General features: G+C 70.8%; 24 protein-coding genes, 2 tRNA genes and 1 pseudogene. 12 read left to right on the forward strand and 15 right to left on the reverse strand.

The window, feature by feature from the left end:
- Positions 1-324: 324 nt before the first annotated feature.
- The 4 genes from OG357_RS22765 to OG357_RS22780 all read right to left on the reverse strand — a co-directional run bounded on the left by OG357_RS22765 (position 325) and on the right by OG357_RS22780 (position 4792).
- Positions 325-1170, reverse strand: coding sequence for an S-methyl-5'-thioadenosine phosphorylase (locus tag OG357_RS22765; RefSeq protein ID WP_329622896.1), 846 nt, complete (start codon positions 1168-1170; stop codon positions 325-327).
- Between the two features lie 84 nt (positions 1171-1254).
- Positions 1255-1611, reverse strand: a complete 357-nt coding sequence (locus OG357_RS22770; protein WP_329622897.1) for an FmdB family zinc ribbon protein — start codon at positions 1609-1611, stop codon at positions 1255-1257.
- Positions 1612-1679: 68 nt separating this feature from the next.
- Positions 1680-2951, reverse strand: coding sequence for an MFS transporter (locus OG357_RS22775; protein ID WP_329622898.1), 1272 nt, complete (start codon positions 2949-2951; stop codon positions 1680-1682).
- Between the two features lie 251 nt (positions 2952-3202).
- Positions 3203-4792 (reverse strand): potassium/proton antiporter, encoded by a 1590-nt coding sequence (locus tag OG357_RS22780; protein ID WP_329622899.1) that lies wholly within the window; start codon positions 4790-4792, stop codon positions 3203-3205.
- 259 nt (positions 4793-5051) lie between these two features.
- Here OG357_RS22780 and OG357_RS22785 point away from each other — a divergent pair, with 259 nt between their 5' ends.
- Complete coding sequence (locus OG357_RS22785; protein WP_329622900.1) at positions 5052-7829, forward strand: penicillin acylase family protein; 2778 nt, start codon at positions 5052-5054, stop codon at positions 7827-7829.
- Here the strand turns inward: OG357_RS22785 and OG357_RS22790 are convergent.
- Positions 7819-8433 carry a 5-formyltetrahydrofolate cyclo-ligase gene (locus OG357_RS22790; RefSeq protein ID WP_329622901.1) on the reverse strand — a complete coding sequence of 205 codons (615 nt, stop codon included), beginning with the start codon at positions 8431-8433 and terminating at the stop codon, positions 7819-7821. The two genes, OG357_RS22785 and OG357_RS22790, sit on opposite strands and share 11 nt — an antisense overlap.
- A gap of 104 nt (positions 8434-8537) precedes the next feature.
- Here OG357_RS22790 and galU point away from each other — a divergent pair, with 104 nt between their 5' ends.
- The 7 genes from galU to OG357_RS22825 all read left to right on the forward strand — a co-directional run bounded on the left by galU (position 8538) and on the right by OG357_RS22825 (position 13912).
- Positions 8538-9449, forward strand: a complete 912-nt coding sequence (gene galU / locus OG357_RS22795) for a UTP--glucose-1-phosphate uridylyltransferase GalU (RefSeq protein WP_329622902.1) — start codon at positions 8538-8540, stop codon at positions 9447-9449.
- A 4-nt stretch (positions 9450-9453) separates the two neighbouring features.
- Positions 9454-10836, forward strand: coding sequence for a molybdotransferase-like divisome protein Glp (gene glp / locus OG357_RS22800; protein ID WP_443066716.1), 1383 nt, complete (start codon positions 9454-9456; stop codon positions 10834-10836).
- A gap of 58 nt (positions 10837-10894) precedes the next feature.
- On the forward strand, positions 10895-11380 hold the full coding sequence (gene moaC, locus OG357_RS22805; RefSeq protein WP_024754798.1) for a cyclic pyranopterin monophosphate synthase MoaC: 486 nt from the start codon (positions 10895-10897) through the stop codon (positions 11378-11380).
- A complete protein-coding gene (locus OG357_RS22810; RefSeq protein ID WP_443066717.1) occupies positions 11377-11949 on the forward strand; it encodes a MogA/MoaB family molybdenum cofactor biosynthesis protein in 573 nt (190 codons plus the stop codon). Before moaC ends, OG357_RS22810 begins: the two co-directional genes overlap by 4 nt.
- Positions 11946-12557: a GNAT family N-acetyltransferase gene (locus OG357_RS22815; protein ID WP_329622903.1), complete on the forward strand. Its 612-nt coding sequence runs from the start codon at positions 11946-11948 to the stop codon at positions 12555-12557. The genes OG357_RS22810 and OG357_RS22815 overlap by 4 nt, the downstream gene beginning before the upstream one ends.
- Before the next feature lie 137 nt (positions 12558-12694).
- Positions 12695-13744 carry a divisome protein SepX/GlpR gene (gene sepX / locus OG357_RS22820; RefSeq protein WP_329622904.1) on the forward strand — a complete coding sequence of 350 codons (1050 nt, stop codon included), beginning with the start codon at positions 12695-12697 and terminating at the stop codon, positions 13742-13744.
- Between the two features lie 94 nt (positions 13745-13838).
- Positions 13839-13912, forward strand: a tRNA-Ala gene (locus OG357_RS22825).
- Between the two features lie 149 nt (positions 13913-14061).
- On the opposite strand, the pseudogene OG357_RS22830 reads toward OG357_RS22825, so the two are convergent.
- The 5 genes and pseudogenes from OG357_RS22830 to OG357_RS22850 all read right to left on the reverse strand — a co-directional run.
- Positions 14062-14820 (reverse strand): annotated as a pseudogene (locus OG357_RS22830) (collagenase); the annotation flags it as partial.
- A 265-nt stretch (positions 14821-15085) separates the two neighbouring features.
- Positions 15086-15625 carry a hypothetical protein gene (locus tag OG357_RS22835; protein ID WP_329622905.1) on the reverse strand — a complete coding sequence of 180 codons (540 nt, stop codon included), beginning with the start codon at positions 15623-15625 and terminating at the stop codon, positions 15086-15088.
- Between the two features lie 5 nt (positions 15626-15630).
- A complete protein-coding gene (locus OG357_RS22840; RefSeq protein ID WP_329622906.1) occupies positions 15631-16572 on the reverse strand; it encodes a hypothetical protein in 942 nt (313 codons plus the stop codon).
- A 51-nt stretch (positions 16573-16623) separates the two neighbouring features.
- Positions 16624-17103 (reverse strand): GNAT family N-acetyltransferase, encoded by a 480-nt coding sequence (locus tag OG357_RS22845; protein ID WP_329622907.1) that lies wholly within the window; start codon positions 17101-17103, stop codon positions 16624-16626.
- 153 nt (positions 17104-17256) lie between these two features.
- Positions 17257-17988, reverse strand: a complete 732-nt coding sequence (locus tag OG357_RS22850) for an XRE family transcriptional regulator (RefSeq protein ID WP_329622908.1) — start codon at positions 17986-17988, stop codon at positions 17257-17259.
- A gap of 173 nt (positions 17989-18161) precedes the next feature.
- On the opposite strand from OG357_RS22850, the gene OG357_RS22855 reads away from it, so the two are divergent.
- The 4 genes from OG357_RS22855 (at position 18162) to OG357_RS22870 (ending at position 19561) form a co-directional block, all read left to right on the forward strand.
- Positions 18162-18404 (forward strand): hypothetical protein, encoded by a 243-nt coding sequence (locus tag OG357_RS22855; RefSeq protein ID WP_329622909.1) that lies wholly within the window; start codon positions 18162-18164, stop codon positions 18402-18404.
- Positions 18401-18637, forward strand: coding sequence for a hypothetical protein (locus tag OG357_RS22860; RefSeq protein WP_329622910.1), 237 nt, complete (start codon positions 18401-18403; stop codon positions 18635-18637). The genes OG357_RS22855 and OG357_RS22860 overlap by 4 nt, the downstream gene beginning before the upstream one ends.
- Positions 18638-18745: 108 nt before the next feature.
- Positions 18746-18834: transfer RNA gene (locus tag OG357_RS22865), tRNA-OTHER, on the forward strand.
- A 283-nt stretch (positions 18835-19117) separates the two neighbouring features.
- Entirely contained in the window at positions 19118-19561 is a 444-nt protein-coding gene (locus OG357_RS22870) for a hypothetical protein (RefSeq protein WP_329622911.1), read from the forward strand.
- Positions 19562-19626: 65 nt separating this feature from the next.
- Here OG357_RS22870 and OG357_RS22875 read toward each other — a convergent pair whose 3' ends face one another.
- From OG357_RS22875 to OG357_RS22895, 5 genes are all read right to left on the reverse strand, one after another.
- Entirely contained in the window at positions 19627-19938 is a 312-nt protein-coding gene (locus OG357_RS22875) for a hypothetical protein (RefSeq protein ID WP_329622912.1), read from the reverse strand.
- Positions 19935-20168 carry a hypothetical protein gene (locus tag OG357_RS22880; RefSeq protein ID WP_329622913.1) on the reverse strand — a complete coding sequence of 78 codons (234 nt, stop codon included), beginning with the start codon at positions 20166-20168 and terminating at the stop codon, positions 19935-19937. The genes OG357_RS22875 and OG357_RS22880 overlap by 4 nt, the downstream gene beginning before the upstream one ends.
- A 66-nt stretch (positions 20169-20234) precedes the next feature.
- Positions 20235-21074, reverse strand: a complete 840-nt coding sequence (locus tag OG357_RS22885; protein ID WP_329622914.1) for an N-acetylmuramoyl-L-alanine amidase — start codon at positions 21072-21074, stop codon at positions 20235-20237.
- A 67-nt stretch (positions 21075-21141) separates the two neighbouring features.
- The gene (locus OG357_RS22890) at positions 21142-21576 is read right to left on the reverse strand and encodes a hypothetical protein (protein WP_329622915.1); all 435 of its coding nucleotides are present in this window, start codon (positions 21574-21576) and stop codon (positions 21142-21144) included.
- A gap of 12 nt (positions 21577-21588) precedes the next feature.
- Positions 21589-24300, reverse strand: a complete 2712-nt coding sequence (locus OG357_RS22895; RefSeq protein WP_329622916.1) for a hypothetical protein — start codon at positions 24298-24300, stop codon at positions 21589-21591.
- Between the last annotated feature and the right edge of the window lie 4 nt (positions 24301-24304).

Below are 24304 nucleotides of genomic sequence, written 5' to 3' on the forward strand. Positions count from 1 at the left end.
GAGGAGCGCGCCACCCCCGCCGCAGGGCCCTGAACGGCCCGCGCCGCGCGCCCCGACCCCGTACCGGCTCGAAGGCCGGCACGGCGCACGGCGCGGGCACGGAGGAAGCGGAAGGAAGAGTGGAGGAAGCAGAAGGAAGAGTGGAGGAAGCGGAAGGAAGAGTGGAGGTGGGGATCATGGCGAGTACCGCCTGTCCTGGTCGGGAGTAGGGCCACGCCCCACTCTCCCGGCCCCGCCGCATCCCCGCTCCGGCCTGGGGATCACCCACCGCCTGTGGACAACTCCCTCACCCCCAAGGGTGGTTCGGCCGACACCGCGGGGCGGCTACGGCAGCTCGATCCCCAGGTCCCAGCCGTCGTGCGCCTTCGTGCACAGGCAGTCCCGGTCGACTGTCGCCGGGAGCGCGCCGACCGCGTCGAAGAGCACGTCCCGCAGCCGTCCCACGTTCTCGCCGAACACCCGCAGCACCTCGGTGTGCGAGACGCCCTCGCCGGTCTCGGCGCCCGCGTCCAGGTCCGTGACCAGCGCGAGCGAGGTGTAGCAGAGGCCCAGCTCGCGGGCGAGGACCGCCTCGGGATGGCCGGTCATGCCGACGACCGACCAGCCGGCGGCGGCGTGCCACCGCGACTCGGCGCGGGTGGAGAAGCGGGGCCCCTCGACCACGACCATCGTGCCGCCGTCCACGGGCTCCCAGCCCCGCCCCCGGGCGGCCTTGACGGCGACCCGCCGCCCGTCGGGGCAGTACGGGTCGGCGAAGGTCACGTGGACGACGTTCGGAACGGCTCCGTCGGCCCGCCGCTCCCCGTCGAAGTACGTCTGCGCCCGGGTCTTCGTCCGGTCGACGAGCTGGTCCGGTACGACGAGGGTGCCCGGCCCGTACTCCTCGCGGAGCCCGCCGACGGCGCAGGGCCCGAGGACCTGCCGTACGCCCACTGAGCGCAGCGCCCAGAGATTGGCGCGGTAGTTGATCCCGTGCGGCGGGACGGAGTGGCTCCGGCCGTGACGGGGGAGGAACGCGACCTGCCGGCCGGCGATCTCGCCGAGGAAGAGGGAGTCGCTGGGGCTGCCGTACGGGGTGTCCACGGACACCTCCGTGACGTCCTCCAGGAAGGAGTAGAAGCCCGAGCCGCCGATCACGCCGATGTCCGCGTACGCACCATGGGTCGCCATGACGATCACCCTAAGCGTGGTGCCGGGAAACACCGAGGGCCCCGTCGCGGTACAAGCGACGGGGCCCTCGGTGAAGAGAACGGATCAGGCAGCCGAGGACGAGCTTCCGGCGCTCGACGACGACGAAGAAGACGACGACGAAGACGACGCGGAAGCGGTCGAGGACGACGACGCGGCCGGCTTCGAGTCCGACGTCGAGGACGACGAGGACGAAGACGACGGGGTCGCGGACTTCGACGCGGCCGGCGAGCTGCTGGACGACGAGCCGCGGCTGTCGTTCCGGTAGAAGCCGGAGCCCTTGAAGACGATGCCCACGGCCGAGAACACCTTCTTCAGGCGTCCTGCGCAGCTGGGGCACTCGGTCAGCGCGTCATCGGTGAACTTCTGGACCGCCTCAAGGCCCTCGCCACACTCGGTGCACTGGTACTGGTAGGTCGGCACGTGACTTCCTCCTGGCACTCACACTCATCGAGTGCTAACGACGATCCATCTTGACGTATTCCGTGGGATCAGTCCACCGCCACCGGCACGCGGTGACCGATACCACGTGCCGCGACCCGGCTGGTCTCGCGCGGCTTCAGCCGCGACCGGAGGGCGAGGAGCGTGCCCAGGGCGAGGACGGTGCCCACGGCCGGCACCAGGAACCCGGCGCTGGATCCCTGCGAGTCGGCGAGGCGGCCGGCGATCGTGACGGCCGCGGCCTGGCCGAGCGCGACGGCGCCGGTGAGCCAGGTGAAGGCCTCGGTGCGGGCCGTCGCCGGGATCAGGGTCTCGACGATGGTGTAGCCGGTGATCAGGGCGGGGGCGATGCACAGACCCACGACCAGGCCCAGGGCGCCGAGGAGGAGCACCGAGTGCGCGGTCCACAGCAGGGAGGCCGCGACCGTGAGGCCGGCGTAGCCGAGGATCAGACGGCGACGGGGGCCGGTCTTCCAGGCGACGGCGCCCATCGCGATGCCCGCGAGCATGTTGCCGGCGGCGAAGATCCCGTACAGCAGGCCGTTGGCGCCGGGGTTGCCGATCTCCTCGGTGAAGGCGGTCAGGGAGACCTGCATGCCGCCGAAGACGGCGCCGATGCCGAGGAAGGCGATGATCAGGACGCGGACGCCGGGGATGGAGAGGGCCGAGCGGCGCGGACCGGCGGTGGCGGACGCGGCGATCCCGTACGCGGGCTGGGTGGCGCGCTGCGCGGCGAAGAACAGGCCGCCGACGAGGGTGAGGGCGGCCTCGGCGATCAGGCCCGCGGCCGGGTGGACGCCGGTGCACAGGGCGGTCGCGAGGACGGGGCCGACGACGAAGGTGAACTCGTCGGTCACGGACTCGAAGGCCGCGGCCGTCGGCATCAGCGGCGTGCCGTCGAGCTTGGCCGCCCAGCGGGCCCGGACCATCGGTCCGACCTGGGGCACGGAGGCACCGGCGGGCACGGCGGCCAGGAACAGCGCCCACAGCGGGGCGCCGGACAGGGCGAGCACCACGAGCAGGACGACGGACGCGGTGTGGACGAGGACGCCGGGGATGAGGACGGCGCGCTGGCCGAAGCGGTCGGCGAGCTTGCCGCTCTGCGGGGCGAAGATCGCCATGGAGACGCCGGTGACGGCGGCGACCGCGCCCGCGCTGCCGAAGGAGCCGGTGGTGTGCTGGACGAGCAGGACGATGCCGATGGTCAGCATCGCGAAGGGCTGCCGTGCGGCGAAGCCGGGGAGCAGGAAGGACAGCGCACCGGGAGTGCGCAGAAGCTGCCCGTAGCCGGGTCGCTTGTCCGAGATGACCGTGGACGCCACGGTCCTGGCCTTTCTGCCGCCTGGTAGCGCGCCCCGGCACGGTGGTGCGGGTGTCGCCGAGAGCTGTCCTCATGCGCGTTACTGCGGTAGATACCGGGCCGGCCCCACTACGGAGGGGCGCCTCGGCCGCCATACGGTCGCGCCAGCTCTGCGTCAGGCAGAGTTGGTTCGATCAGGTGTGCCTTCAGGGTACAGGGAAGAGCGTCTTCCCGCCTGGGAAAACGCTCTCGCACCTGAATTAATGCCTGGGATTAACCGGATGTTTTCTTCTCGGAGCCGCGGGCGGGGTCGCGGGAGGAGTCGCGGGAGGAGCCGCGCGAACGCTGCTCGTGGCTCCCGCCATGCCCGCCCGGCAGGTGGAAGCGCGTCGCCGTCGCCGAGTGCGCCGTGACCTCCACGCCCCCCGTGCCGAGCCAGCCGGCGAGCTTGCCGCCCTGTCCGACCGCCCGCAGGCGGCGCTCCGTGGCGTCCCGCACCGGGTCGGTCGCGACGACGAGGAGCTCGTCGCCGCGGCGCAGGACGGTCGCGGGACCGGGCACGAAGCTCTTCTCTTCGCGTACGACGAGGGTGACCGCCGCTCCGGCCGGGAGCCGCAGCTCCCCGACCTCGACGCCGTGCATGCGCGAGGCCCCGGGGATGGCGACGGAGAGCAGATGGCCGCGCAGCCGCTCCAGGGGCGCGGACTCGACGCCGAGGTCGGCGGCCTCGGCGTCGTCGCCCAGCTTCAGCGCCTTGGCCAGCCAGGGCAGGGTCGGCCCCTGGACCAGGGTGTAGACGACGACGAGGACGAAGACGATGTTGAAGATCCGCTCGCTGCCCTCGATCTGCGCCACCATCGGGATGGTGGCGAGGATGATGGGGACGGCTCCGCGCAGGCCGGCCCAGGACATGAGGGCCTGCTCCTGCCACGGGATCCGGAACGGCGCCAGGCTGACCAGGACCTCCATCGGTCGCGCGACCACCGTCAGGACGAGGCCGATGACGACGGCGGGCCAGAAGTCGTGGACGAGTTCGTGCGGGGTGACGAGCAGGCCGAGCAGGACGAACATGCCGATCTGGGCGATCCAGCCGAGCCCCTCGGCGAAGCCGCGGTTGGCCGGCGCGTGCGGCAGCTTGGCGTTGCCGAGGACCATCGCGGCCAGGTAGACGGCGAGGAATCCGGAGCCGTGGGCCAGGGCGCCGGCCGCGTACGCCACGACCGCGATGGCCATGACGGCGATCGGGTAGAGGCCGGAGGCGGGCAGGGCGACGTGCCGGAGGCCGTACGCGCCGAGGAAGCCGACGGCGAGACCGACGGCGACGCCGATGGCGAGCTCCAGGGCGATCGTGCCGACGAGGACGTACCAGGCGTCGACGGGTCCCGCGGTGGAGAAGGCGACGACGAGGATGACGACGGGGGCGTCGTTGAAGCCGGACTCGGCCTCCAGGACACCGGTGACCCGGGAGGGCAGCGGCACCTTGCGCAGGACGGAGAAGACCGCGGCGGCGTCGGTGGAGGAGACGACGGCGCCGATGATCAGCGCCTGCCGCCAGTCGAGGCCGACGAGGTAGTGGGCGGCCGTGGCCGTGATGCCGACGCTGACGGCGACCCCGACGGTGGAGAGGACGACGGCGGCGGGCAGGGCCGGCTTGATCTCCTTCCACTTCGTGCCGAGGCCACCCTCGGCGAGGATCACGACGAGGGCGGCGTAGCCGATGACCTGGGTCAGTTCGGCGTTGTCGAAGGCGACGTTGCCGATGCCGTCCTGCCCTATCGCGACGCCGATCCCGAGGTAGAGCAGCAGGCTGGGGAGCCCGCTCCGGGACGAGATCCGCACGGCCGCGACGGCGATCAGCAACACGAGGGAGCAGATGAGCAGGAGTTCGTTGAGCTGGTGGACAGTCAGTGGCCGATCCTTCCCCTCGCATGCAGCTGGATCGTTCCTCCAGCGGCCGACACTTCGTTACCTTACCTAATCTTTAACGTTTTCTTGACGCCTCCTTTGCATCGGGCCGCTCATCAGTACGGTTCTCTTCCTGACACCGAGTCCGGGCCGTCCGGACGCTGCACCTAAGGTTGCTCCCGTACTCCAGGACCACCCTGCCCCTCGAAGGACAGCGATGCCCTCCAACACGACCGCGCCCCCCGCCAAGAAGAAAGGGCGGCGCGCCCGCCTGCTCCTCCTCGTCCTGGTCCTTGCGCTGGTCGCGGGCATCGGATTCGGCGGGTACTGGGGTGTCACCACCGTCCGGGCCTCGTTCCCGCAGACCACCGGCGAGATCCGGCTCGACAGCCTCTCCGCCGATGTCGCGGTCAAGCGGGACGCGAACGGCGTTCCGCAGATCTACGCGGACAACGAGACGGACCTCTTCCGCGCCCAGGGCTACGTCCAGGCGCAGGACCGCTTCTACGAGATGGACGTCCGCCGGCACGTGACGGCGGGTCGGCTCTCCGAGATGTTCGGCGAGAGCCAGGTCGAGACCGACTCCTTCCTGCGCACGCTCGGCTGGCGCCGGGTCGCGCAGCAGGAGTACGACACGGTTCTCTCGGCCGAGACGAAGAAGTACCTCCAGGCGTACGCGGAAGGCGTCAACGCCTATCTGAAGGACCGGGACCCCGCCGACATCTCCGTCGAGTACGCGGCCCTGGGCTTCACCAACGACTACGCGATCGAGCCGTGGACCCCGGTCGACTCGGTGGCCTGGCTCAAGGCGATGGCCTGGGACCTGCGCGGCAACATGCAGGACGAGATCGACCGGTCGCTGATGACGAGCCGGCTGAGCGCGAGCCAGATCAAGCAGCTCTACCCGGAGTACCCGTACGCGCTCCACCAGCCGATCGTCGACAAGGGCGCGGTCGACGGGACGACCGGCTCCTTCGACCCGTCGGCCGAGGCCGGCGAGGGCGACGGCAGCGGCGAGGGCGACGGATCGACGACGGGCGACACCCCGGGCACCAACCCCACCGGCCCGGGCAGCTCCACCGGATCCTCCCAGGACGGCGTGGACGCCCAGCTCGGCGCGCTCTCCGAGGTCCTGGACGGCATCCCGGCCCTCCTCGGCCCCAACGGCAACGGCATCGGCTCGAACTCGTGGGTCGTCGCCGGCAAGTACACGACCTCGGGCAAGCCGCTTCTCGCCAACGACCCGCACCTCGCGCCGCAGCTGCCGTCGCTCTGGTACCAGATGGGTCTGCACTGCCGCTCGGTCTCGGCCACCTGCCGCTACGACGTCGCCGGCTACACCTTCTCCGGCATGCCCGGTGTGATCATCGGTCACAACGACAAGATCGCCTGGGGTCTCACCAACCTCGGCGCCGACGTCACCGACCTCTACCTGGAGAAGATCGGCCCGGACGGCTACCTCGTCGACGGCAAGGTCAAGCCGTTCACGGTCCGCGACGAGGTCATCAAGGTGGCCGGCGGGGACGACCGGAAGATCACCGTCCGCTCCACCGACCGCGGCCCGCTCGTCTCCGACCGCTCTTCCGAGCTGGAGAAGGTCGGCCAGAAGGCCCCCGTCGGCAACGCCGCCCCCGACCGCGGCACCGGCTACGGCGTCTCCCTCCAGTGGACGGCGCTCCAGCCCGGCAAGTCGATGGACGCGATCTTCGCGCTCGACCGCGCCAAGGACTTCACCACCTTCCGGGCGGCGGCCAAGAACTTCGAGGTCCCGTCCCAGAACCTCGTCTACGCCGACACCGCGGGCAACATCGGCTACCAGTCCCCGGGCAAGATCCCGCAGCGCACCAAGGGCGACGGCACCCTCCCGGCGCCGGGCTGGGACTCCACGTACAAGTGGAAGGGCTACATCCCCTTCGCGCAGCTGCCGTACGAGTTCAACCCGGACCGCGGCTACATCGTCACCGCCAACCAGGCCGTGATCGACGAGAAGAGCTACCCGGACCTGCTCACCAAGGACTGGGGCTACGGCTCGCGCAGCCAGCGGATCAACGACCTCATCGAGTCGAAGACCAAGGACGGCGGAAAGATCTCGCCGGACGACATGCGGACCATGCAGACGGACAACCGCAGCGAGATCGCGACGCTGCTCAACCCGCTCCTGCTGAAGGTCGACATCTCCGACCCGTACGTCCGCGAGGCGCAGAAGCTCCTGGAGGGCTGGGACTACACCCAGGAGCCCGACTCGGCGGCCGCCGCCTACTTCAACGCGGTCTGGCGCAACGTCCTCAAGCTCGCCTTCGGCGACAAGCTGCCCAAGGAACTGCGGGCCGAGGGCGACTGCATCACCGTCCGCCCGGCCGACGCCACCGGCCCGGTCGACGAGCAGAACAAGCTCGTCCGGGAGTGCGGCCAGCGCGACCCCGACTCGGCGCAGCCGGACGGCGGCGACCGCTGGTACGAGGTGGTCCGCCCGCTCCTCAAGCAGGAGGAGAGCGAGTGGTGGACGACCCCGGGCAACCGCATGGACGCGGCCACCGAGACCCGTGACCAGCTGCTCGCCCGGGCCATGAAGGACGCCCGCTGGGAGCTGACCGCCAAGCTCGGCAAGGACATCTCCACCTGGAGCTGGGGCCGCCTGCACCAGCTGACCCTGGAGAACCAGACCCTCGGCACCGCCGGTCCTGGCTTCGTGCAGCGGCTTCTCAACCGCGGCCCGTGGAACCTGGGCGGCGGCGAGGCGGCGGTCGACGCGACCGGCTGGAACGCGGCCGGCGGGTACGAGGTCATCTGGGTGCCGTCGATGCGGATGGTGGTCAACGTCGGCGACTGGGACAAGTCCCGGTGGGTCAACCTGACCGGGGCCTCGGGCCACGCCTTCAACGACCACTACACCGACCAGACGGACATGTGGGCGAAGGGCGAGCTCTACGACTGGGCCTACGGCAAGGCGGCCGTGGACGCGTCGACGAAGGACACGCTGGTCCTCAAGCCGTAGGGGCCGTACGGAATCGGATGACCCCCTTCGGGGTCACCACCGCGTGCACGGGGTGGTCGTGCGGTTCCTCCGGGACCCGGGCGACCACCTCGTCCGCGTACAGGAGCACGACCAGGGCCGGGTCGGTGCCCGCCCGCGCGAGCCGGGCGAGGACCCGGTCGTACGAGCCGCCGCCCCGCCCGAGCCGCATCCCGCGCGCGTCGACCGCGAGGCCCGGCAGCAGGACGGCGTCGGCGGCGCGGACGGCCTCGGGCCCGAGGCGGGGCCCGACCGGTTCGAGGAGTCCGCGGCCGGCCTTCGCGAGCCGCTCCGGACCTTCGTACGAGGCCCAGTCCAGGTCGTTGTCGGGGAGCAGGACGGGGAGCAGGACCCGCACCCCGCGCGCGTGCAGCGCGTCGAGCAGCGCGCGCGTGCCCGGCTCGCGGCCCACGGACACGTAGGCGGCGACGGTGGACGCCTCGGCGAGTTCGGCCAGTTCCACTCCCTGGCGGGCGAGGGATTCGGCCGCGTCCGCGAGGGATTCGGTGCTCAGCGCGGCTCGGGCGGCCAGAAGTCGCCTGCGCAGCAAGGTCTTTTCGGACAACTCGGGTGTCTCGGGTGTCATGACGGCCTCCTCTGAATTCACGAAACTCTCGTAACTGTCTTTATGTGGATGAAGTTAATCGAAGCCACATCTTTCTCTCATTCCGAACGACTAAGGTGCAGTTCATGAATCAGTCGCTCCCCAGGCTCGGCCGGATCAGCAAGGCTGTCATCCCGGCCGCGGGCCTCGGTACCCGCTTCCTCCCGGCGACCAAGGCGACGCCGAAGGAGATGCTGCCGGTCGTCGACAAACCGGCGATCCAGTACGTCGTCGAGGAGGCCGCCGCGGCCGGTCTTTCGGACGTTCTGATGATCACCGGTCGCAACAAGCGTCCCCTTGAGGACCACTTCGACCGGAACTACGAGCTGGAGGAAGCTCTGATCCGGAAGGGCGACGAAGAGCGCCTCTCCAAGGTCCAGGAGTCCAGCGACCTCGCCACCATGCACTACGTGCGCCAGGGCGCCCCGCGCGGTCTCGGCCACGCGGTGCTGTGCGCGGCCCCGCACGTCGGCGACCAGCCTTTCGCGGTGCTCCTCGGCGACGACCTGATCGACCCGCGCGACCCGCTCCTCGCGCGGATGGTGGAGGTCCAGGAGCGCGAGGGCGGCAGCGTGATCGCGCTGATGGAGGTCGAGCCCTCGCAGATCCATCTGTACGGCTGCGCGGCCGTCGAGGCGACCGCCGCCCCGGATGTCGTGAAGGTGACGGATCTGGTCGAGAAGCCGGAGCCGGCGGAGGCGCCCAGCAACTACGCGATCATCGGCCGCTATGTGCTGGATCCGGCCGTCTTCGGGATGCTGCGGGAGACCGAGCCGGGCCGCGGCGGGGAGATCCAGCTGACCGACGCCCTGCAGAAACTCGCCACCGACGAGAAGATCGGCGGCCCGGTGCACGGTGTGGTCTTCAAGGGCCGCCGCTATGACACCGGTGACCGCGGGGACTATCTGCGTGCCATTGTCAGACTCGCGTGCGAACGTGAAGATCTGGGACCGGACTTCCGGGCCTGGCTCCGGAGATACGTCAGCGAGGAGATGTAGGACCTTGAGCAGCAGCGCGGCACCGTCGCCGTCCGACGACGACCAGGGACAGGGCCACGAGACGGGCCACGAGCACGAGCACGGCCCGGCGGACCCCTGCGCGGGCGCGGCCCGCGGTCTGTGGTCGGTGGACGAGCACCTGGCCGACATCCTCGCGACGGTCGGCCCGCTCGAACCCATCGAGCTCCAACTCCTCGACGCGCAGGGCTGTGTCCTCGTCGAGGACGTGACGGTGCCGGTCGCGCTGCCGCCGTTCGACAACAGCTCCATGGACGGGTACGCGGTGCGGGTCGCCGATGTCGCCGGTGCCACCGAGGAGTTCCCCGCGGTCCTCACGGTCATCGGCGACGTCGCGGCCGGTGACGGCGGGCTGCCGACCGTCGGCCCCGGGCAGGCGGCCCGGATCATGACGGGCGCCCCGCTGCCGCCCGGCGCCGAGGCCGTCGTCCCCGTCGAGTGGACCGACGGCGGTACGGGCGGGGGCGCGGCCACCGGCATGCGCGCCGCCAGCGCCGCCCCGGAGGGCGCGGGCGGCGAGGTGCGGGTGCACCGGTCCGCCGAGGCCCGCGCGCACGTCCGTGCGCGCGGCAGCGACGTACGGGCCGGGGAGCTGGCCCTCGCGGCGGGCACGGTCCTCGGCCCGCCGCAGATCGGCCTCCTCGCGGCGATCGGGAGGGGCACGGTCCGGGTCCGACCCCGACCGCGAGTCGTGGTCATCTCGACCGGCAGCGAGCTCGTCCAGCCCGGCGAGCCGCTGGGCGAGGGCCAGATCCACGACTCGAACAGCTTCGCGCTGGCGGCGGCCGCGCGGGACGCCGGCGCCCTCGCCTACCGGGTGGGCGCCGTCACCGACGAGGCCGAGACGCTGCGGGCCACGATCGAGGACCAGCTCATCAGGGCGGACCTGATCGTGACGACGGGCGGGGTGAGCGTCGGCGCGTACGACGTGGTGAAGGAGGCCCTGAGCGCCGACGGGCAGGTCGACTTCCGGAAGCTGGCCATGCAGCCGGGCAAGCCGCAGGGCTTCGGCGCGATCGGCGCCGAGCAGATCCCGCTGCTCGCGCTGCCGGGCAACCCGGTGTCCTCGTACGTCTCCTTCGAGCTGTTCGTCCGGCCCGCGATCCGGGCCCTGATGGGCGTCGAGGACCTGCACAGACCCACGGTCCGGGCGGTGCTCGCCGCCGACAAGGCGCTCTCGTCCCCGGCCGGCCGCCGTCAGTTCCTGCGGGGCACGTACGACCCGGAGGCGGGCACCGTCACTCCGGTGGGCGGTGCCGGCTCGCACCTCGTCGCGGCCCTCGCGCACGCGGACTGCCTGCTCGTGGTCCCGGAGGAGACGGACAGCGTCGAGCCGGGCAGCGAGCTGGAAGTGGTCCTCCTCGGCTGAGGGGGCGAGGGTGGGGGTACGGTGTCGTCCCCATACAGCGACCGGGAGTGTCACGGCCATGAGCACGCAGCAAGGTCTCACCCACATCGACGAGGCGGGTGCGGCCCGCATGGTCGACGTCTCGGCGAAGGACGTCACGGCCCGCACCGCGCGGGCCAGCGGACGGGTCCTCGTCTCGCCGCGCGTGATCGAGCTGCTGCGCGGCGAGGGCGTCCCGAAGGGCGACGCGCTGGCGACGGCCCGCATCGCCGGGATCATGGGGGCGAAGAAGACCCCCGACCTGATCCCGCTCTGCCACCCGCTCGCCGTCTCGGGCGTCACCCTGGACCTGGCGGTCACGGACGAGGCGGTCGAGATCCTGGCGACGGTGAAGACCACGGACCGCACGGGCGTCGAGATGGAGGCCCTCACGGCGGTCTCGGTGGCGGCCCTGACAGTCGTCGACATGGTGAAGGCGGTCGACAAGGGCGCGGTCATCTCCGACGTACGGGTGGAGGAGAAGACGGGCGGAAAGTCGGGCCACTGGACGCGGAGCGGGTCGTGACGCGCGGGGGCCGGGTGAGCGGGGTGCACCCGCGCGAGGAGACCCCGGAGCCGCTCGGTGACGGGCTCGGCGGCGCACTTGTCGGGCCGTACGCGGCCCTCGTCGTCACCGCCTCGAACCGGGCGTCGGCCGGGGTGTACGAGGACAAGGGCGGTCCGCTGATCGCCGAGGGCCTGGCCCGGATGGGCTTCGCCGTGGACGGTCCGCAGATCGTCCCGGACGGGGCGCCGGTCGAGGCCGCGCTGCGGGCCGGCGTCGCGGCGGGGTACGACGCGATCGTCACCACCGGCGGTACGGGCATCTCGCCCACCGACGAGACCCCCGAGGCCACCCGCCGGGTCCTGGACCGCGAGATCCCCGGCATCCCGGAGGCCATTCGCGCGTACGGCCGGGAGAAGGTGCCGACGGCGGCGCTCTCGCGCGGGCTCGCGGGCGTCGCGGGCGGCACGCTGATCGTGAACCTGCCGGGGTCTCCCGGCGGGGTACGGGACGGGCTCGCGGTCCTGGAACCGATCCTCCGGCACGCCGTCGACCAGATCCGCGGTGGCGACCACCCGAGACCGTCATGATCCCGCCCTGGCCCGTGGTCCTGGTGGACGGGGACGTCGTCCTCCGGCCGATAAAGATGGGCGACCAGCGGGCCTGGCGCGAGGTGAACCGGCGCAACCGCGAGTGGCTGCGGCCCTGGGAGGCGACGGTTCCGCCCCCGGCGCCGGGCGGCCCGGTCGCGCAGCGGCCGACGTACCGTCAGATGGTCCGCCATCTGCGGTCGGAGGCGAAGGCGGGCCGGATGCTGCCGTTCGTCATCGAGTACCAGGGGCGGCTCGTCGGGCAGTTGACGGTGGCCGGGATCACCTGGGGCTCCATGTGCTCGGGGCACGTGGGCTACTGGGTGGACAGCGAGGTGGCCGGGCGCGGAGTGATGCCGACGGCGGTCGCCCTCGCCGTCGACCACTGCTTCCGCGCGGTCGGACTGCACCGGATGGAGGTGTGCATCCGCCCGGAGAACGGCCCTTCGCGCCGGGTCGTGGAGAAACTCGGCTTCCGCGAGGAGGGGGTGCGGCCCCGCTATCTCCACATCGACGGCGCGTGGCGGGACCATCTGGTCTTCGCGCTGACGGTGGAGGAGGTGCCGGAGGGATTGCTGCGGCGCTGGCGCCAGACAAGAATGGCATAAACGTTCGAATTTAATCGGTAGTTGGCACGCAAACGATCTGAACAATCACAAAAAAGTTCAGTGATATCAGCCAGATCGTGCGACACACCGGGCCAATTGGCCGATGCCCTCCCGCGAACCCCTCTACCGTGTGAGGCGTGAGCAGCAGCGGCCTCATCTACGCAGTCATCGTCGGGGCCTGGGCCGCCTACTTGGTGCCGATGTGGCTCCGCAGGCAGGACGAGCTGAACGAAGCCCGTCCGACGGAACGCTTCAGCACCGCCATCCGGCTGCTGTCCGGACGGGCGGGAATGGAGCGCCGGTACGCCAGGGAGCTCAAGGAGCGGGACCGTACGGCGGAGGGTCCGACGCCCGACGTGGACCCGGACGCGGCGACCGAGCATCTGAGCTCGGTCGACGTCCGGGCCTTTTCCGCGCCCGCGGCCAGGACCGAGGCGCGCCTCGAACTCCCGGAACCCGACCCGGAACCCACGCCGGAACCCGCCCCCGCCCCCGCGCGCCCCTCCACGGGCGGCGCGGCGGCCGAGCGGGCCCGCCGGGGCAAGGTCCTCGCGCGGCGCCGGCGCACCACGACGCTCCTCTTCGCCGGGTTCACCCTCGGCGCGGTCGTCGCGGCCGTCGGCGGCGTCGCGTTCCTGTGGGCGCCCGCCGTCCCGGCGCTGCTCCTCAGCGCGTACATCGTGCACCTGCGGGTCCAGGAGCGCCGCCGCTTCGTGTACGTGATGGACCGGCGCCGCGCGGAAGCGGCGGCGGCCCGGCTGCGGGAGAGCAGGCGGCCCACCCCGACCCCCGAGCCGGAGGCCGAACAGGCCCCGGTCTCGACGTCGCCCGTGTCCCCGCAGGAGGCGGGGCGCCGCGCCCTGGTCGAGCAGACGGACCACGCGGAGTGGGTGGACCAGCAGCGCGAGCGCGGCCCGGCCCGCGGTGACAGCTGGGAGCCGGTCCCGGTCCCGCTCCCCACGTACGTCACGGCGCCGGTCGCCCCGCGCGCGTCGAGCGGCGTCGACATCACGGACCCGGAGACATGGAGCGCGGCCCGCTCCTCCACGGTGGCGGACCCGGCCCCGGCCCCGTCCCCGGCGCCCCGCCGCCGCACGACCCCGCCCCGCCGCGGCCGCGACAGCGGCCGCACCCCTCTCTTCGACCAGTACGCGGAGGACGACCGCCCCCGGGCGGCCAACGAATGACCCCCGCCGGGGGCCCGCGGCGGCCCCCGGTGACCTGCGGCGGAACGGATTTTTGCGTGAGCCGGTAGGGATGCTAATGTTTCACACGTCGCAAGGGCCTGTGGCGCAGTCTGGTAGCGCACCTCGTTCGCATCGAGGGGGTCTGGGGTTCAAATCCCCACAGGTCCACAAACGACAGTTCGCGAGTAGCTCTCGGGAACAGTGACGAAATCCCGGCCGATCGAAAGATCGGGCGGGATTTCGTCGTTTCAGGGGGCGGCGATGTTGCCGGTCGATCGTGCCGCGTGTGATCAGTACCGCGGGTGGGTGGGTCAGGCGCCTGCGGCCACGGTCGTCAGCCAGGCGTTCCAGTCGCTCTCGTAGTCCAGCGAGGTGAGGAAGGAACGCGCGGCGGTCCAGTTTCCGGTGCGGTAGTGGCCGAGCACGGTGGCGACGTCGGCCGGGTGCTTCTCGACCATGTAGCGGGCGGCGAGGTAGCCCCAGTTGTAGGTGCGGTTGACGTCGCTGTTGGCGTAGGTGGTGTCGAACAGCGTGCGCAGGGAGTACGTGTGCTTGCCGGCCTCGGCGACCGCGTTGGCGTAGGTGATGCCGCGGTAGGAGTAGGAGACGTACTCCGCGATGCCCTCGCCCCACCACACCGTGGGGGTGGTCTGGCCGGCGCCGAAGTCGCCGTAGAGGTTGTAGCGGCCGTCGAGGTAGTGCGTGTACTCGTGGTTGAGGTTCCAGATCTGCCAGCCGGGGCTCACGTCGGTGCGCTCGTAACAGATGAACCGGGGCTGGTTGCCCGCCGCGGAGGGGTCGCCCTCCAGGTACATGCCGCCGTTGTTGGTGTCGATGCCGTAGATCTTCCTCGCGTAGGCCTTGTAGTCGGCGCTCGAGTTGAAGACATCGACCTCGAGGGTGGTGTTGTGGTCGTTCGCGACCGGTCCCGAGTCCTTGGCGATGCTGTGGAAGTAGGCGTCCTGGTTGGCCAGGCTCGCGCAGGTCGCCGTCAGCTGGGCGGCGGTCATCTCCTGGGCCCGGATCCGCAGCGACGGGCTGCAGTTGTGGACGATCGGCAGGATGCGCGATTCCAGCCCGCCGCCGGCGGTCGCGCCGGGGGCGCCGTCGACCTTGCCGTGGGCCGGACGCCGGCCCGGGTCCGCGAAGACGTGGTCCGGCTTGGGCTCGGCCTGGGTGGCCTGGGCGGGGGCGGCCGCGAAGGCCGATATGAGCAGGGCGGTGGCGATGGCCATGGCGCGCAAGATTCGCTCCTGGGGACGGGAGGAGGGGGCCCGTCCGCGACGGGCTGCGCTGTAAAATGGCACATGTCACATAGCTTTTCAATGCTGTTCACAGGATTCAGAGGAGGGCGGCGCCTGTCGGGGGTATCGGGTGGAAGTCCGGGCGCGGGATCAGGCGGGCGATGGAGAAGGGGGCGAATTCCGGGTCCGTCAGGACGCGGTGGACGAACTCCGTGGTGGGCATGGTCAGTTCGTGCCAGTCGTACGGGTCGCCCCGTGTGACGATCGGCCAGGTCGTCGGGGACTCGTCCGCGGACGCCAGCCAGAAGTACTCGCACTCCATCTCCCCGTAGGCCCACGGGATGAGGCCGGGGCGATCGGGTCGGTAGAGCGGGTACGGCGTGACGACGGGGTCGGGTCCGGACTCGGGGGTGTCGGCGAGGTACGTGCGCCAGATGTGGGCCAGGTCGAACTGGCCCGTGGCCTCGACGCCCAGGACGCACATGAACTGCGAGAACTCTCCCGTGCCGAACGTCGCGGCGAGGTGCTTGTAGTCCTCGGGCAGTGGGGTGCCGAGGTCTTCCTCGACGGTGTCCCAGGGGAGTTCCAGCCGAAGCGGCTCCCAGTTCGTGGCCTCGGCGATGCGGTCGACCCACATGCCTCTCACGCTCCGGTCGTGTCGGCGGCGGACCAGGCGGCGATCAGTTCGCCCTGCTTCAGTCCTGCCAGGGTCTCGACGGCCCAGGCCGCCTCCATCGGTGAGGCCGGCCGGGAGAGGGCGCGGAGCAGGGCGGTGTGGGCGAAGCCCGCTCGGGAGAGCGCGGTGGCCAGGGGCGTGAGGTGGCTGCGGCCGTCCGGTTCCGTGCAGCGGGCCAGGCAGGTTTGTACCTCGGGGGCGTCGAGGGCGGGGTCCGTCCGGGCCGCGTCCAGGAGTTCCGTCGCGCGGGCGAGCAGGCGGGACCAGATGGCGAACGGGAAGTCGTCCGCATCCGGCGCCCTCAGGGAGTACAGCGGCATGGCGTCGTCCGCGCGCTGGGTCACGGCCCGGCAGCCCTCGGGCCGGGTCGTCCACTCGATTCCCGCGTCGCGCAGATCCCGCAGGTCGAGCCAGTCGCTCGTCTCCGTCCGCACGCCCGTCGCCCCGGGGATCGGCCGCACCGCGGTGAAGGCCGCGTCCACCAGCGGCGTGATCGCGTCCGGGTCTTCGTCCTCGCTCAGGAACGCGAAGCGCAGCAGCAGCGCCAGCATCGGGCCCGGATGCCGCAGCGCGGGCTCGTGCAGGGCCGCCGCGCGGCACAGCAGGTCGAGCTCGGACCAGGTCATGGCGTGGGGGTGGAAGTGGGCCATGTCGTCCCAGCCCACGGTCTGCGGCTCCGCCGCCTCCGGCGACAGGACAGCCAGGTTGACGTAGTTGGCGCCGGGGTCGAATTCGAGCTCCAGAGCGAGGCCGTGAGGCAGCCGGAACTCCGACCGGAGCACCTCTCCCTCCCCCTCCTCGTCCTCCCTGGCCTCGTCGTAGGCGTCCACCGCCTCGTCGTCGAAGAGGTACAGGGGCCAGAAGTCCGGGTCCGCCGTGCGGGCCGTCAGATCGTCGTCGCGAAGCATGCGCGGCACGCTATCGGCGCGGTCCGACAATCGGAGGACCCCGGGGTGGTCTCAGGTCAGCGGCTTCGCGAAGCAGCGGCTGGTGGAGTAGGTGCGGTAGTGGCCGAACTTGGTGCAGGGTTCGTAGCCGCTGGACGTGTAGAGGGCTATGGCCTCCGGCTGGGCCGTGCCCGTTTCCAGGACCATGCGGGTGCGGCCGGCCGCGCGGGCGTCGGCTTCGAGGGCGGCGAGGACGCGGCGGGCCAGGCCCAGGCCGCGGGCCTCGGGGACCACGTACATGCGCTTCAGTTCGGCGTCGCCGTCCGCGTAGCCCTCGTCGTTCGTGTCCTGGGTGCGCCAGCCGCCGGTGGCCACGGGGCGGCCCTCGTCGTCGTAGGCGAGGAGGTAGAGGCCGTGCGGGGGCGCGAACATCGCGGGGTCGAGCGGTGTGGCGTCGCCCTCACTGTCGTAGCGGGCGGCGTATTCCAGCTGGACCGCGTCGTTGAGTTTCACGGCGTCGGGGTGGTCGAAAGAGGTAGGGTGAATGTTCATGCGGAAGATTGTATATGCATGCGGAAGTGAGTGTCGGTATTCTCCCGGGATGCTCACTGTCACCACCGTCAATGTGTGCAAAGCGTCCCGCCCCTGAACTGCGGAGACGCGACGGCCCCGCCTCGACTTGGAGAGAGCGGGGCCGTCGAGCGTCTACAGCCGTACCGGCGCCGCCCGTTCCCACAGTTCCTCGGCGTGCTCCGCGAAACGGTCGAACATGCCGCCGTCACCGTGCCGGCGGAGGTGCAGGAGCGGTGAGTCGTGGCCGACGAGTCGAGCCAGATGCGGCGTCACAAGCGCCTGCTCGTCAAACCGGAACACGCTCAAGCTCACGTGGTTCACGGCGTCCTCGGCAGCGCTAAGGCGTGCCTCAACGCCCTCGACCACCCCCAGGCGCGCCAGCTCATCGAGCGTGATCCGGATGCGCGTGGACACCGACAAAGGCACGTCCTCGATCACCTCGCGCTGCCGGGTCACCTCCCCATCCGGATCCCCCAGGAGCACCCGCACCCGGCACCCGGCTTCCGCCTTCCGCCGGATGAGCGCGGAGAAGGCCGGAATCTGCGTCCAGAAGAAGTAGTTCGTGTACCCCGCGAGCAGCAGCTCGCGCTCGACGCCGGCCGCAAGGTCGGCCCACACCGTGGACGGGCACGCCGACCGGTACGGGTACGTCCGAAGGATCTCCCGGTCGCCCCCAAGCTTGACTCGGTCCTGCACGGCCTTCGGCCAAATCATGTCCTCATCCACTCCCAGGGCCCGCGCGGCATCCGTCCGGTTCCGGCGGTGCGGCGTGAGCGTCGCGTCCGAGAGCCATCGTTCCACCTGCTTCGGCGATACCCCCACCCGGTGTGCCAGCTCGCGGCAGGACACTCCGGCATCATCCATCGCCGACCGTAACCCTGTGTTCACTGTCAACCCCCTCCGACCGGACTTTTGGGCCGTCTTCGACCCTAGCGGGGGACGTCTCAACTGTCCTCGTTTCGGGGGCAGATACCCCCCTCACGAGGTGCCAAAGTGGAGACATCCCGGAGGAGTACCCGTCAGGAAGGGAGCAAGCCATGACCGCGCCGACGACCGAACCGCCGCCGATCCGCCGACCCGTAACCGAGACCGAGGCCGCCGAGACCTTCGTCGCCCTCAAGAACGCCATGGAAGAGGCCGGCTTCCCCGCACAGGGCCTCTACCGCGACACGCTGCCGAGCCACACCGGCCCCGTGCCGGTGTACGGACTCGGCACGCTCACCATGAGCGGCGCGAAGCGGCTCACGGCCATCCTCACGGCCGCCCGGCGGACGCCATGACGTACCGGTACCGGCCGGGCGACTACGTAGTGGACGGTACGAGAGCCCTCGCGGGCCAGGTGCGCGACGTCCACGGCAGCCTGCTGACCCTCGCGCGCCCGAACGGATACTCGTGGGACGCGAAGAGCACCGACTGTTGGACCGCGAGCCCGCAGGAGCGCGCGAGCATGACCCCGCAGGGGGCCGTGCGGATCATCAGCACCGCGCCGCCGCCCGCGCCACCCTCTTCCTAATCGCCGTCGCTGTCGGCGCGTATGGCGCAGCTTTGTGGCTGCGCACCCCGTAGACAGCCGCCCCGTCGATGTCGATCCCCCGCCTCCTCGGCGGGGCGGCGATCCATCTCCCTCGTAGCTCAGTCAGGAAGAGCCCGTGCGGGCCGTTTCGTCTACACACCCGCTCGGAGACCCCGGTTCGAGTCCGGGCGAGGGAGCTGCCCCGCTCCTGTGGATCTCTTGGTCGAGTGCCAGGGGAGCGGGGCTCAGCAAGTGCAGCACTTCCACCACCGAGTGAAGGAGTACGCACATGATCAACATGGACCGCTGGACGACTCTCCAGGGCGACGAGGACCAGGGAAACAAGGACATCGAGAGCGGCGACGGCGGCGGCAGCAACCCGACCCAGGGCTGCGGCGACAACTGACCCTGTAGCACGGTGAGTCGCGGGCCCCGCTCTGGCAGGATCAGAGCGGGGTTCCGCACGCGAGGAGAGGTGCCATGGCACGCGAGATCAGCGGTACGGGCAGGGTGACGGTGTTTCCCCTGTTGCACATGTGGCCGGACGTGTGGGGGATCGCCGCGTACGCGACCACCGGGCCGTTCGGCGTGACGGCGGCCGTCGGGTACATCCCGATCCCCGAGGTCCCCGATATGAGCCTCCTCGACGTCGGCGCGCGGCACAGCAGCATCAACGCAGACCGAGCAGCCCACGCGGAATGGGTCCTGTGCGCGGCCTGGAGTGCTCGCACCGTCTTCAAGCCGGGGTCCTGGGACATCCCGTCGGCCGAGTGGTCCCTCGAATGGGACTCGCGCGCGGAGCCAAAGGGCAACTCGGGCAACATGTACGGCCACAACGAGCTGTACGTCGGCCGCTTCGCCCTCACAGATGAGGTGCTGATGAAGCAGGCGAAGGAACTACTTCCCCAGCTCGCGCGACGGTAGCCACGCCAGACGACGAAACCGCCCCCTCCGCGTGCCCATGTGGGCGCGGGAGGGGGCGTTGGTGTTCAGCGTGAGGTGTAAGTCCACAGGGCGAGGCAGAGGCTCACAACGCCGGTGAGGGCGCCGACGCTGGCGACGGGCCAACGGCTCCGTTCGAGGGCGTCGATTCGGGCATCGTTCCGCTTCTGGCGCTCAGTCTCGCCGCGCTCGACGGCGTCGATCCGGGTGTCGTGGGCGGCGAGGGTCTCGTCGGTCCTGTTGCTGCGGTGGACAAGCAGGGACAGGGTTCCGGCCTGCTCGGCAAAACCCGTGCGGATCTCGCCGCGCATCTCGGCGATGGCGACGGCGACCGATTCGGATGTCGTCGAGTCGGTCACTGGGGGGTCTCGCTGTCGTCGACGAGGCCGAGGCCGACGCGGTCGAGGAGGGCCTCGACCGCGGGCAGGGCCATGACGCGGGCGAGGCCGCCCGCGATGGCGAGGGCGCCGGCCACCCACGGCAGGGCGGCGGGGACGCCGGACGCGGCGACGATCGCGGGGAGCGTGACGGCGACGCCGGCGGTGCCCTGGAGGATGGTGCGGATGGTGCGCTTCGTGGCGGGGGACATGCGGGTACCTCCGGTGGGGGGATGCTCGAGCATTGATTCAAAGTTCAACGAAACCTCGAGGTCTCGTCAGGCCGTGACGGTGAAACCGCGCTTCGCGGCCAGCTTCCGCAGCGACTCGGCGCCCGGGATACCGTCCGCCGCCGGGCCCTTGTAGCCACACCGGCGCTGCCACGCGGCGTACGCCCGAACCGTGGCCGTGCCGTAGTGGCCGTCAGCAACCTCACGCGCGAGCAGACCCTCGGCCACGAGCGCGGACTCGACCGTCTTCACGCCGTAGTACGACACCGGCGTGCCCCGCTTCGGCGGGTCGGCCTTCGCCGCCGCGACGAGCCGGGACAGGTCCACGCTCGGCTTCGCCGGCGGCTTCGGGCTCGGCGCAGGCTTCGGCTCCGGGGGCTCCTGGGCGGCCGGTCGCGGCGCGCCACGCTGCACCCAGTCGTACAGCGGGTCCCCCGGGCAGGTTGTGGCGTGGCCGTCACGGTGCCCGCCGACCCACGTGCCCGCGCGGCCGTGCTCGCGGAGCTCCTCGATTGCGTCGCGCAGGCCGTGGAGCATGGCGTCGCTCGGCTTGGTCAGGCCCGACGAGCCGAGCAGCGCGCAGACCGCGTAGTCCTGCGAGTTGAGGGCGGCCGTGCCATTGGCGCCGGTCCGCTTGTGGACCCCGCGGCCCTCGAACGCGGAGCCGTGCTCGCAGACGAGGTAGTTGTACGCGACGTCGACGTAGCCCTCCTTGACGTCCGCGAGGTGCGAGGCCCGGATCTGGCGGACGTACGCCGCGCACTGGTCGTGCGGGCGGCTCGCGTACGCGGTGCCGAGGTAGTGCACCTTCGTCCCGCGCGTCGAACCGATGTAGGTGGCCGGGCTGGTCGCGGGAGCGCCCCACTGGGAGCGCCGGATGATCGCCATGGCGACCTCCAGACATGAGAAAGGCCCCGGCCATAGGCGCAGGGCGTACGGAAGTAGGGCGGGCCGGTCAGATGGGGTTGTCGATGTACAGGCCGTCGAGCAAGATCGCGTTCGTACCGGACCCGGCTGCCGTAGGCACGCCGACCTGGAGCAGACCGGCCGTGGAGAGAGTCGCGCGCACGCCGTAGAAGAGAGTGGTCGCGCCGCCGAGCTGCCACCCCCGCTCGAAAGCGGGTCTGTATCCGAGGTTGAACGTGAAGCAGGTCGTGTTGGCGTTGGAGGCGAGCGCGGCAACAGTGATGCGGCCCTCGTACTCCCACCGTTCCACGCCCGCAATCTTGACCTTGCGCATCTGCGGCGGGTTGCTGGCGTTCGCTGAGAAGTTGGTGGCGTAGGTGCCGATGGTGGAGAGGAGCGTCCACTCCATGACCTCTTCGACGAGGGCCGTGTTGAGTCGTCCCGCGGTGAGAATCTCGCCCGCGAGGAAGGGCGTGTAGACCATGGATGGGCCCTCCTAAAGGGCGAGGATGAGAGGCTGGGCCAGCCGGATGTCGGTGCCGACCGGATGCGCCTTGACGATGCCGTTCTGGGACCGGAGGACGGTCGCGGCCTGGGTGAGGCCGGTGCCCGTGATCCCGGTGACGCGGACGATCTCGCCACCCATGACGACGTCGAACGGGAACTGCGCGCCGTGTGTCGCGGTGGCAATCCAGCGGGGTCCGGGGGAGGACACGAACGACATGCTCGTGTCGTCAGCGTCGACCGCCACACCGAGCGTGGTGCCGTCAGTGTCCAGCCGGCCCTGAGAGGCGCTGTCGAGGACACCGACGTTCCACAGGGCGCCGGGCGAGCACGTCAGGACAACGGTCCACGTGAACGTGCGGATGTCCTCGTCGATGCGCTGAACAATCAGATCCACCGGTCCCGGCGGCTGCCAGGGCGGAGTGCCGGTGATCTGTACACGGTCGCCGACCTGGAGGGCGGAGACCGCAGGGATCAGCTCAGGATGCCGGTGCAGCATGATCCGCACCTGCGGGTAGCGAGCCTCGTCCCACGTGCCCGCGTGCAGGCGCCAGGCCGCCAACTGGACCGTCTGCGCGTCCTGGTGGAGCGACAGAGGTACGGCCTCGTCGTAGACGCCTACCGCCGCGACAGACAGCGGTCCGTCCTCCTCCACGAACCGGGTCGAGCTGCCGCCGACACGCTCGACGGTGACGTCGTTGCGGAGCCGGAGATCGCTCTCGTCCGGCTCGAACGGCGTCGTCAGCGCGCCGTACGGGATGACGACGGGCTGCTGATTCTGGAGACTCGTACGGTCGCGGTACACCAGCGCAAGGCGCCGTGTGTCCTCGGCCAGGACCCCGCCGTCAGAGTCCGCGCACTGCTGGAGCACGTCCTGTAGCGCCCCCGGCCGCTGGGCCCCCATCTGCTCCGACGTGCGAGCCGGGTCGCCCTGCCACGTGCGTAGCGTGAGGGTCTGGGCCTCCTCGGCAGCGAGTCGACGGAGCCGGTCCGCCGCCGCTTCCCCAGACCATCCCGTGTCGGCGCCGAGGAAGGGCTGCACAGCGGCAACACCGTCCCCTGTTCCCAGGACGGCGATGTGCCCGACACGGAGCCCGGTGATCGCGCCGAAGTTCGTGGAGACTTGAGTGACCGCGCCAGCGCTGTTCGTCGAGACCCCGGTAAACCCACCGATCTCGCCGCCGATGTTGGTCCAGGAGATACGCCACGTGATCGTGGAGCCGGATTGCTGCACACGGATCATGAGCCGCTGCCAGCCCGTGAATACGTCGGCGCCGACGCTGATTTCCGTGTCGATGTGCAGGATGTTCTCGAAGTCGAACGCCTGGAGGGTGGCGACTCCCGACCTCATGAGAACGCGCCACCGCTTCAAGCTCCCGTTGGTCCGCCACCCGAAGAATTCCGTGTTCGCCACGGGGGTGCTGTCGACCGCGTAGTGGAGGTGCACCGACCACTCCGTCGACTCCCCCGCCGGAACCGGGACGGCCCCGGCCATCGTGCCGCCCGCCTCGACCGCCGGCAGCGCCGAAGACCCCGCCAGGGAATCGTCCGTCGCGAAGGCCGCCCGGGTGAACGCGAGCGGCCTTACACCCTCGATGGGGGATGCGGCCTCGGTGGCGGTGGCGCCGTCTTCACACGGCCAGTACGCCAGGGGCGAGTACGAGGGGATCCGCCGGCGGAGCGTGCTTGCCAGTGCCTTGCGGCCCTGGCCGAGGCGCCGCAGGATTCCCGCTGTCTCGATCGGGGCGCGCACGTCATGGCCCGAGCGGTGCCATGTCGCCGGCCACTTGGGCACCGCGTGCACGACGCGGGTACGGCGGTCGCTGAGGGTGGCTCCGTCCTGGACGGTCCAGGTACGGCCAGTTGAGTCGACGAAGCTGGTGGCTCCGACGGCCTGCTGGTCGAAGCGCGGGCTGGCCACGACCGTGCCGCCGATGCCGTTGCGGACCTCGGCGGCGTAGATCTCCCCGACGGGAGCAAGGACGGCAAAACCGCTGATGTCTCCGACCTGAAGGTCGGTGCTGTTGGTGGCGATGCTGGTGGTACCGGCGGCGGTCTGGGCGGGGCCAAGCTGTGTCCAGGGCCCGGCGATGGTGGGCGCGGTGTAGAAGGTGGTGGTGTGCCCTCCGGCGCCGTTGTTGACGTCCAGCGTTACGCGCAGTGCGAGGCGCCGTCCGGGGCCAGCGGGGAGACGCTGGGAGGTTCGGACGTTGAAGTCAGAGCCGGAGGATGACCAGGCCAGACTGACGTCCCCGCCGTGGCCGAGGAACAGGTACCAGGCGCCGTTCGGCGCTGATGCCCACTTCCCCATGAGGAAGTTCGAGGCGGAGGGTGCCCAGTCATCGAGACGAGCGTCGAACCGCAGATCGATGTCACCGGTGATATCGAGGGAGGCATGGTCCGGGGTGGACGCCCGGTCCTGGACGGTGTCGCCGATGCGCAGGAACGTCTCCCCGGCCGTCGCGCTGATACGGATGGGGGTGTTGCGGGGCAGCTTCCCGAAGTACTCGCTGCTGGGGTTGCGGTTGGAGTACAGGCCGTTCGGTGACAGCAGGGTGAGGGCGCCGGAGCCCGGGTCCACCGGCCGGCCCTCGTCGGACCGGCCGTACGAGAGCTGGATACCGGTGGACTCGACGACGTGCTCGGTCACGTCCGTCCAGGCGCCGTCGATCTGAAGCTCTACGCGGGCGTCAGGGACCGGCATGAGG

It is taken from the genome of Streptomyces sp. NBC_01255, assembly GCF_036226445.1.
Lineage (GTDB): Bacteria > Actinomycetota > Actinomycetes > Streptomycetales > Streptomycetaceae > Streptomyces.

Bases quoted from the DNA above. Each gene is read 5' to 3' on its own strand.
- OG357_RS22880 (WP_329622913.1), bottom strand. From the start codon at position 20,168: ATGTCCCCCGCCACGAAGCGCACCATCCGCACCATCCTCCAGGGCACC.
- OG357_RS22890 (WP_329622915.1), bottom strand. From the start codon at position 21,576: ATGGTCTACACGCCCTTCCTCGCGGGCGAGATTCTCACCGCGGGACGA.
- moaC (WP_024754798.1), top strand. From the start codon at position 10,895: ATGAGCACGCAGCAAGGTCTCACCCACATCGACGAGGCGGGTGCGGCC.
- OG357_RS22845 (WP_329622907.1), bottom strand. From the start codon at position 17,103: ATGAACATTCACCCTACCTCTTTCGACCACCCCGACGCCGTGAAACTC.
- OG357_RS22785 (WP_329622900.1), top strand. From the start codon at position 5,052: ATGCCCTCCAACACGACCGCGCCCCCCGCCAAGAAGAAAGGGCGGCGC.
- galU (WP_329622902.1), top strand. From the start codon at position 8,538: ATGAATCAGTCGCTCCCCAGGCTCGGCCGGATCAGCAAGGCTGTCATC.
- OG357_RS22860 (WP_329622910.1), top strand. From the start codon at position 18,401: ATGACGTACCGGTACCGGCCGGGCGACTACGTAGTGGACGGTACGAGA.
- OG357_RS22790 (WP_329622901.1), bottom strand. From the start codon at position 8,433: ATGACACCCGAGACACCCGAGTTGTCCGAAAAGACCTTGCTGCGCAGG.
- OG357_RS22895 (WP_329622916.1), bottom strand. From the start codon at position 24,300: ATGCCGGTCCCTGACGCCCGCGTAGAGCTTCAGATCGACGGCGCCTGG.
- OG357_RS22815 (WP_329622903.1), top strand. From the start codon at position 11,946: ATGATCCCGCCCTGGCCCGTGGTCCTGGTGGACGGGGACGTCGTCCTC.
- OG357_RS22850 (WP_329622908.1), bottom strand. From the start codon at position 17,988: ATGGATGATGCCGGAGTGTCCTGCCGCGAGCTGGCACACCGGGTGGGG.
- OG357_RS22855 (WP_329622909.1), top strand. From the start codon at position 18,162: ATGACCGCGCCGACGACCGAACCGCCGCCGATCCGCCGACCCGTAACC.
- OG357_RS22765 (WP_329622896.1), bottom strand. From the start codon at position 1,170: ATGGCGACCCATGGTGCGTACGCGGACATCGGCGTGATCGGCGGCTCG.
- OG357_RS22840 (WP_329622906.1), bottom strand. From the start codon at position 16,572: ATGCTTCGCGACGACGATCTGACGGCCCGCACGGCGGACCCGGACTTC.
- OG357_RS22870 (WP_329622911.1), top strand. From the start codon at position 19,118: ATGGCACGCGAGATCAGCGGTACGGGCAGGGTGACGGTGTTTCCCCTG.
- OG357_RS22885 (WP_329622914.1), bottom strand. From the start codon at position 21,074: ATGGCGATCATCCGGCGCTCCCAGTGGGGCGCTCCCGCGACCAGCCCG.
- OG357_RS22835 (WP_329622905.1), bottom strand. From the start codon at position 15,625: ATGTGGGTCGACCGCATCGCCGAGGCCACGAACTGGGAGCCGCTTCGG.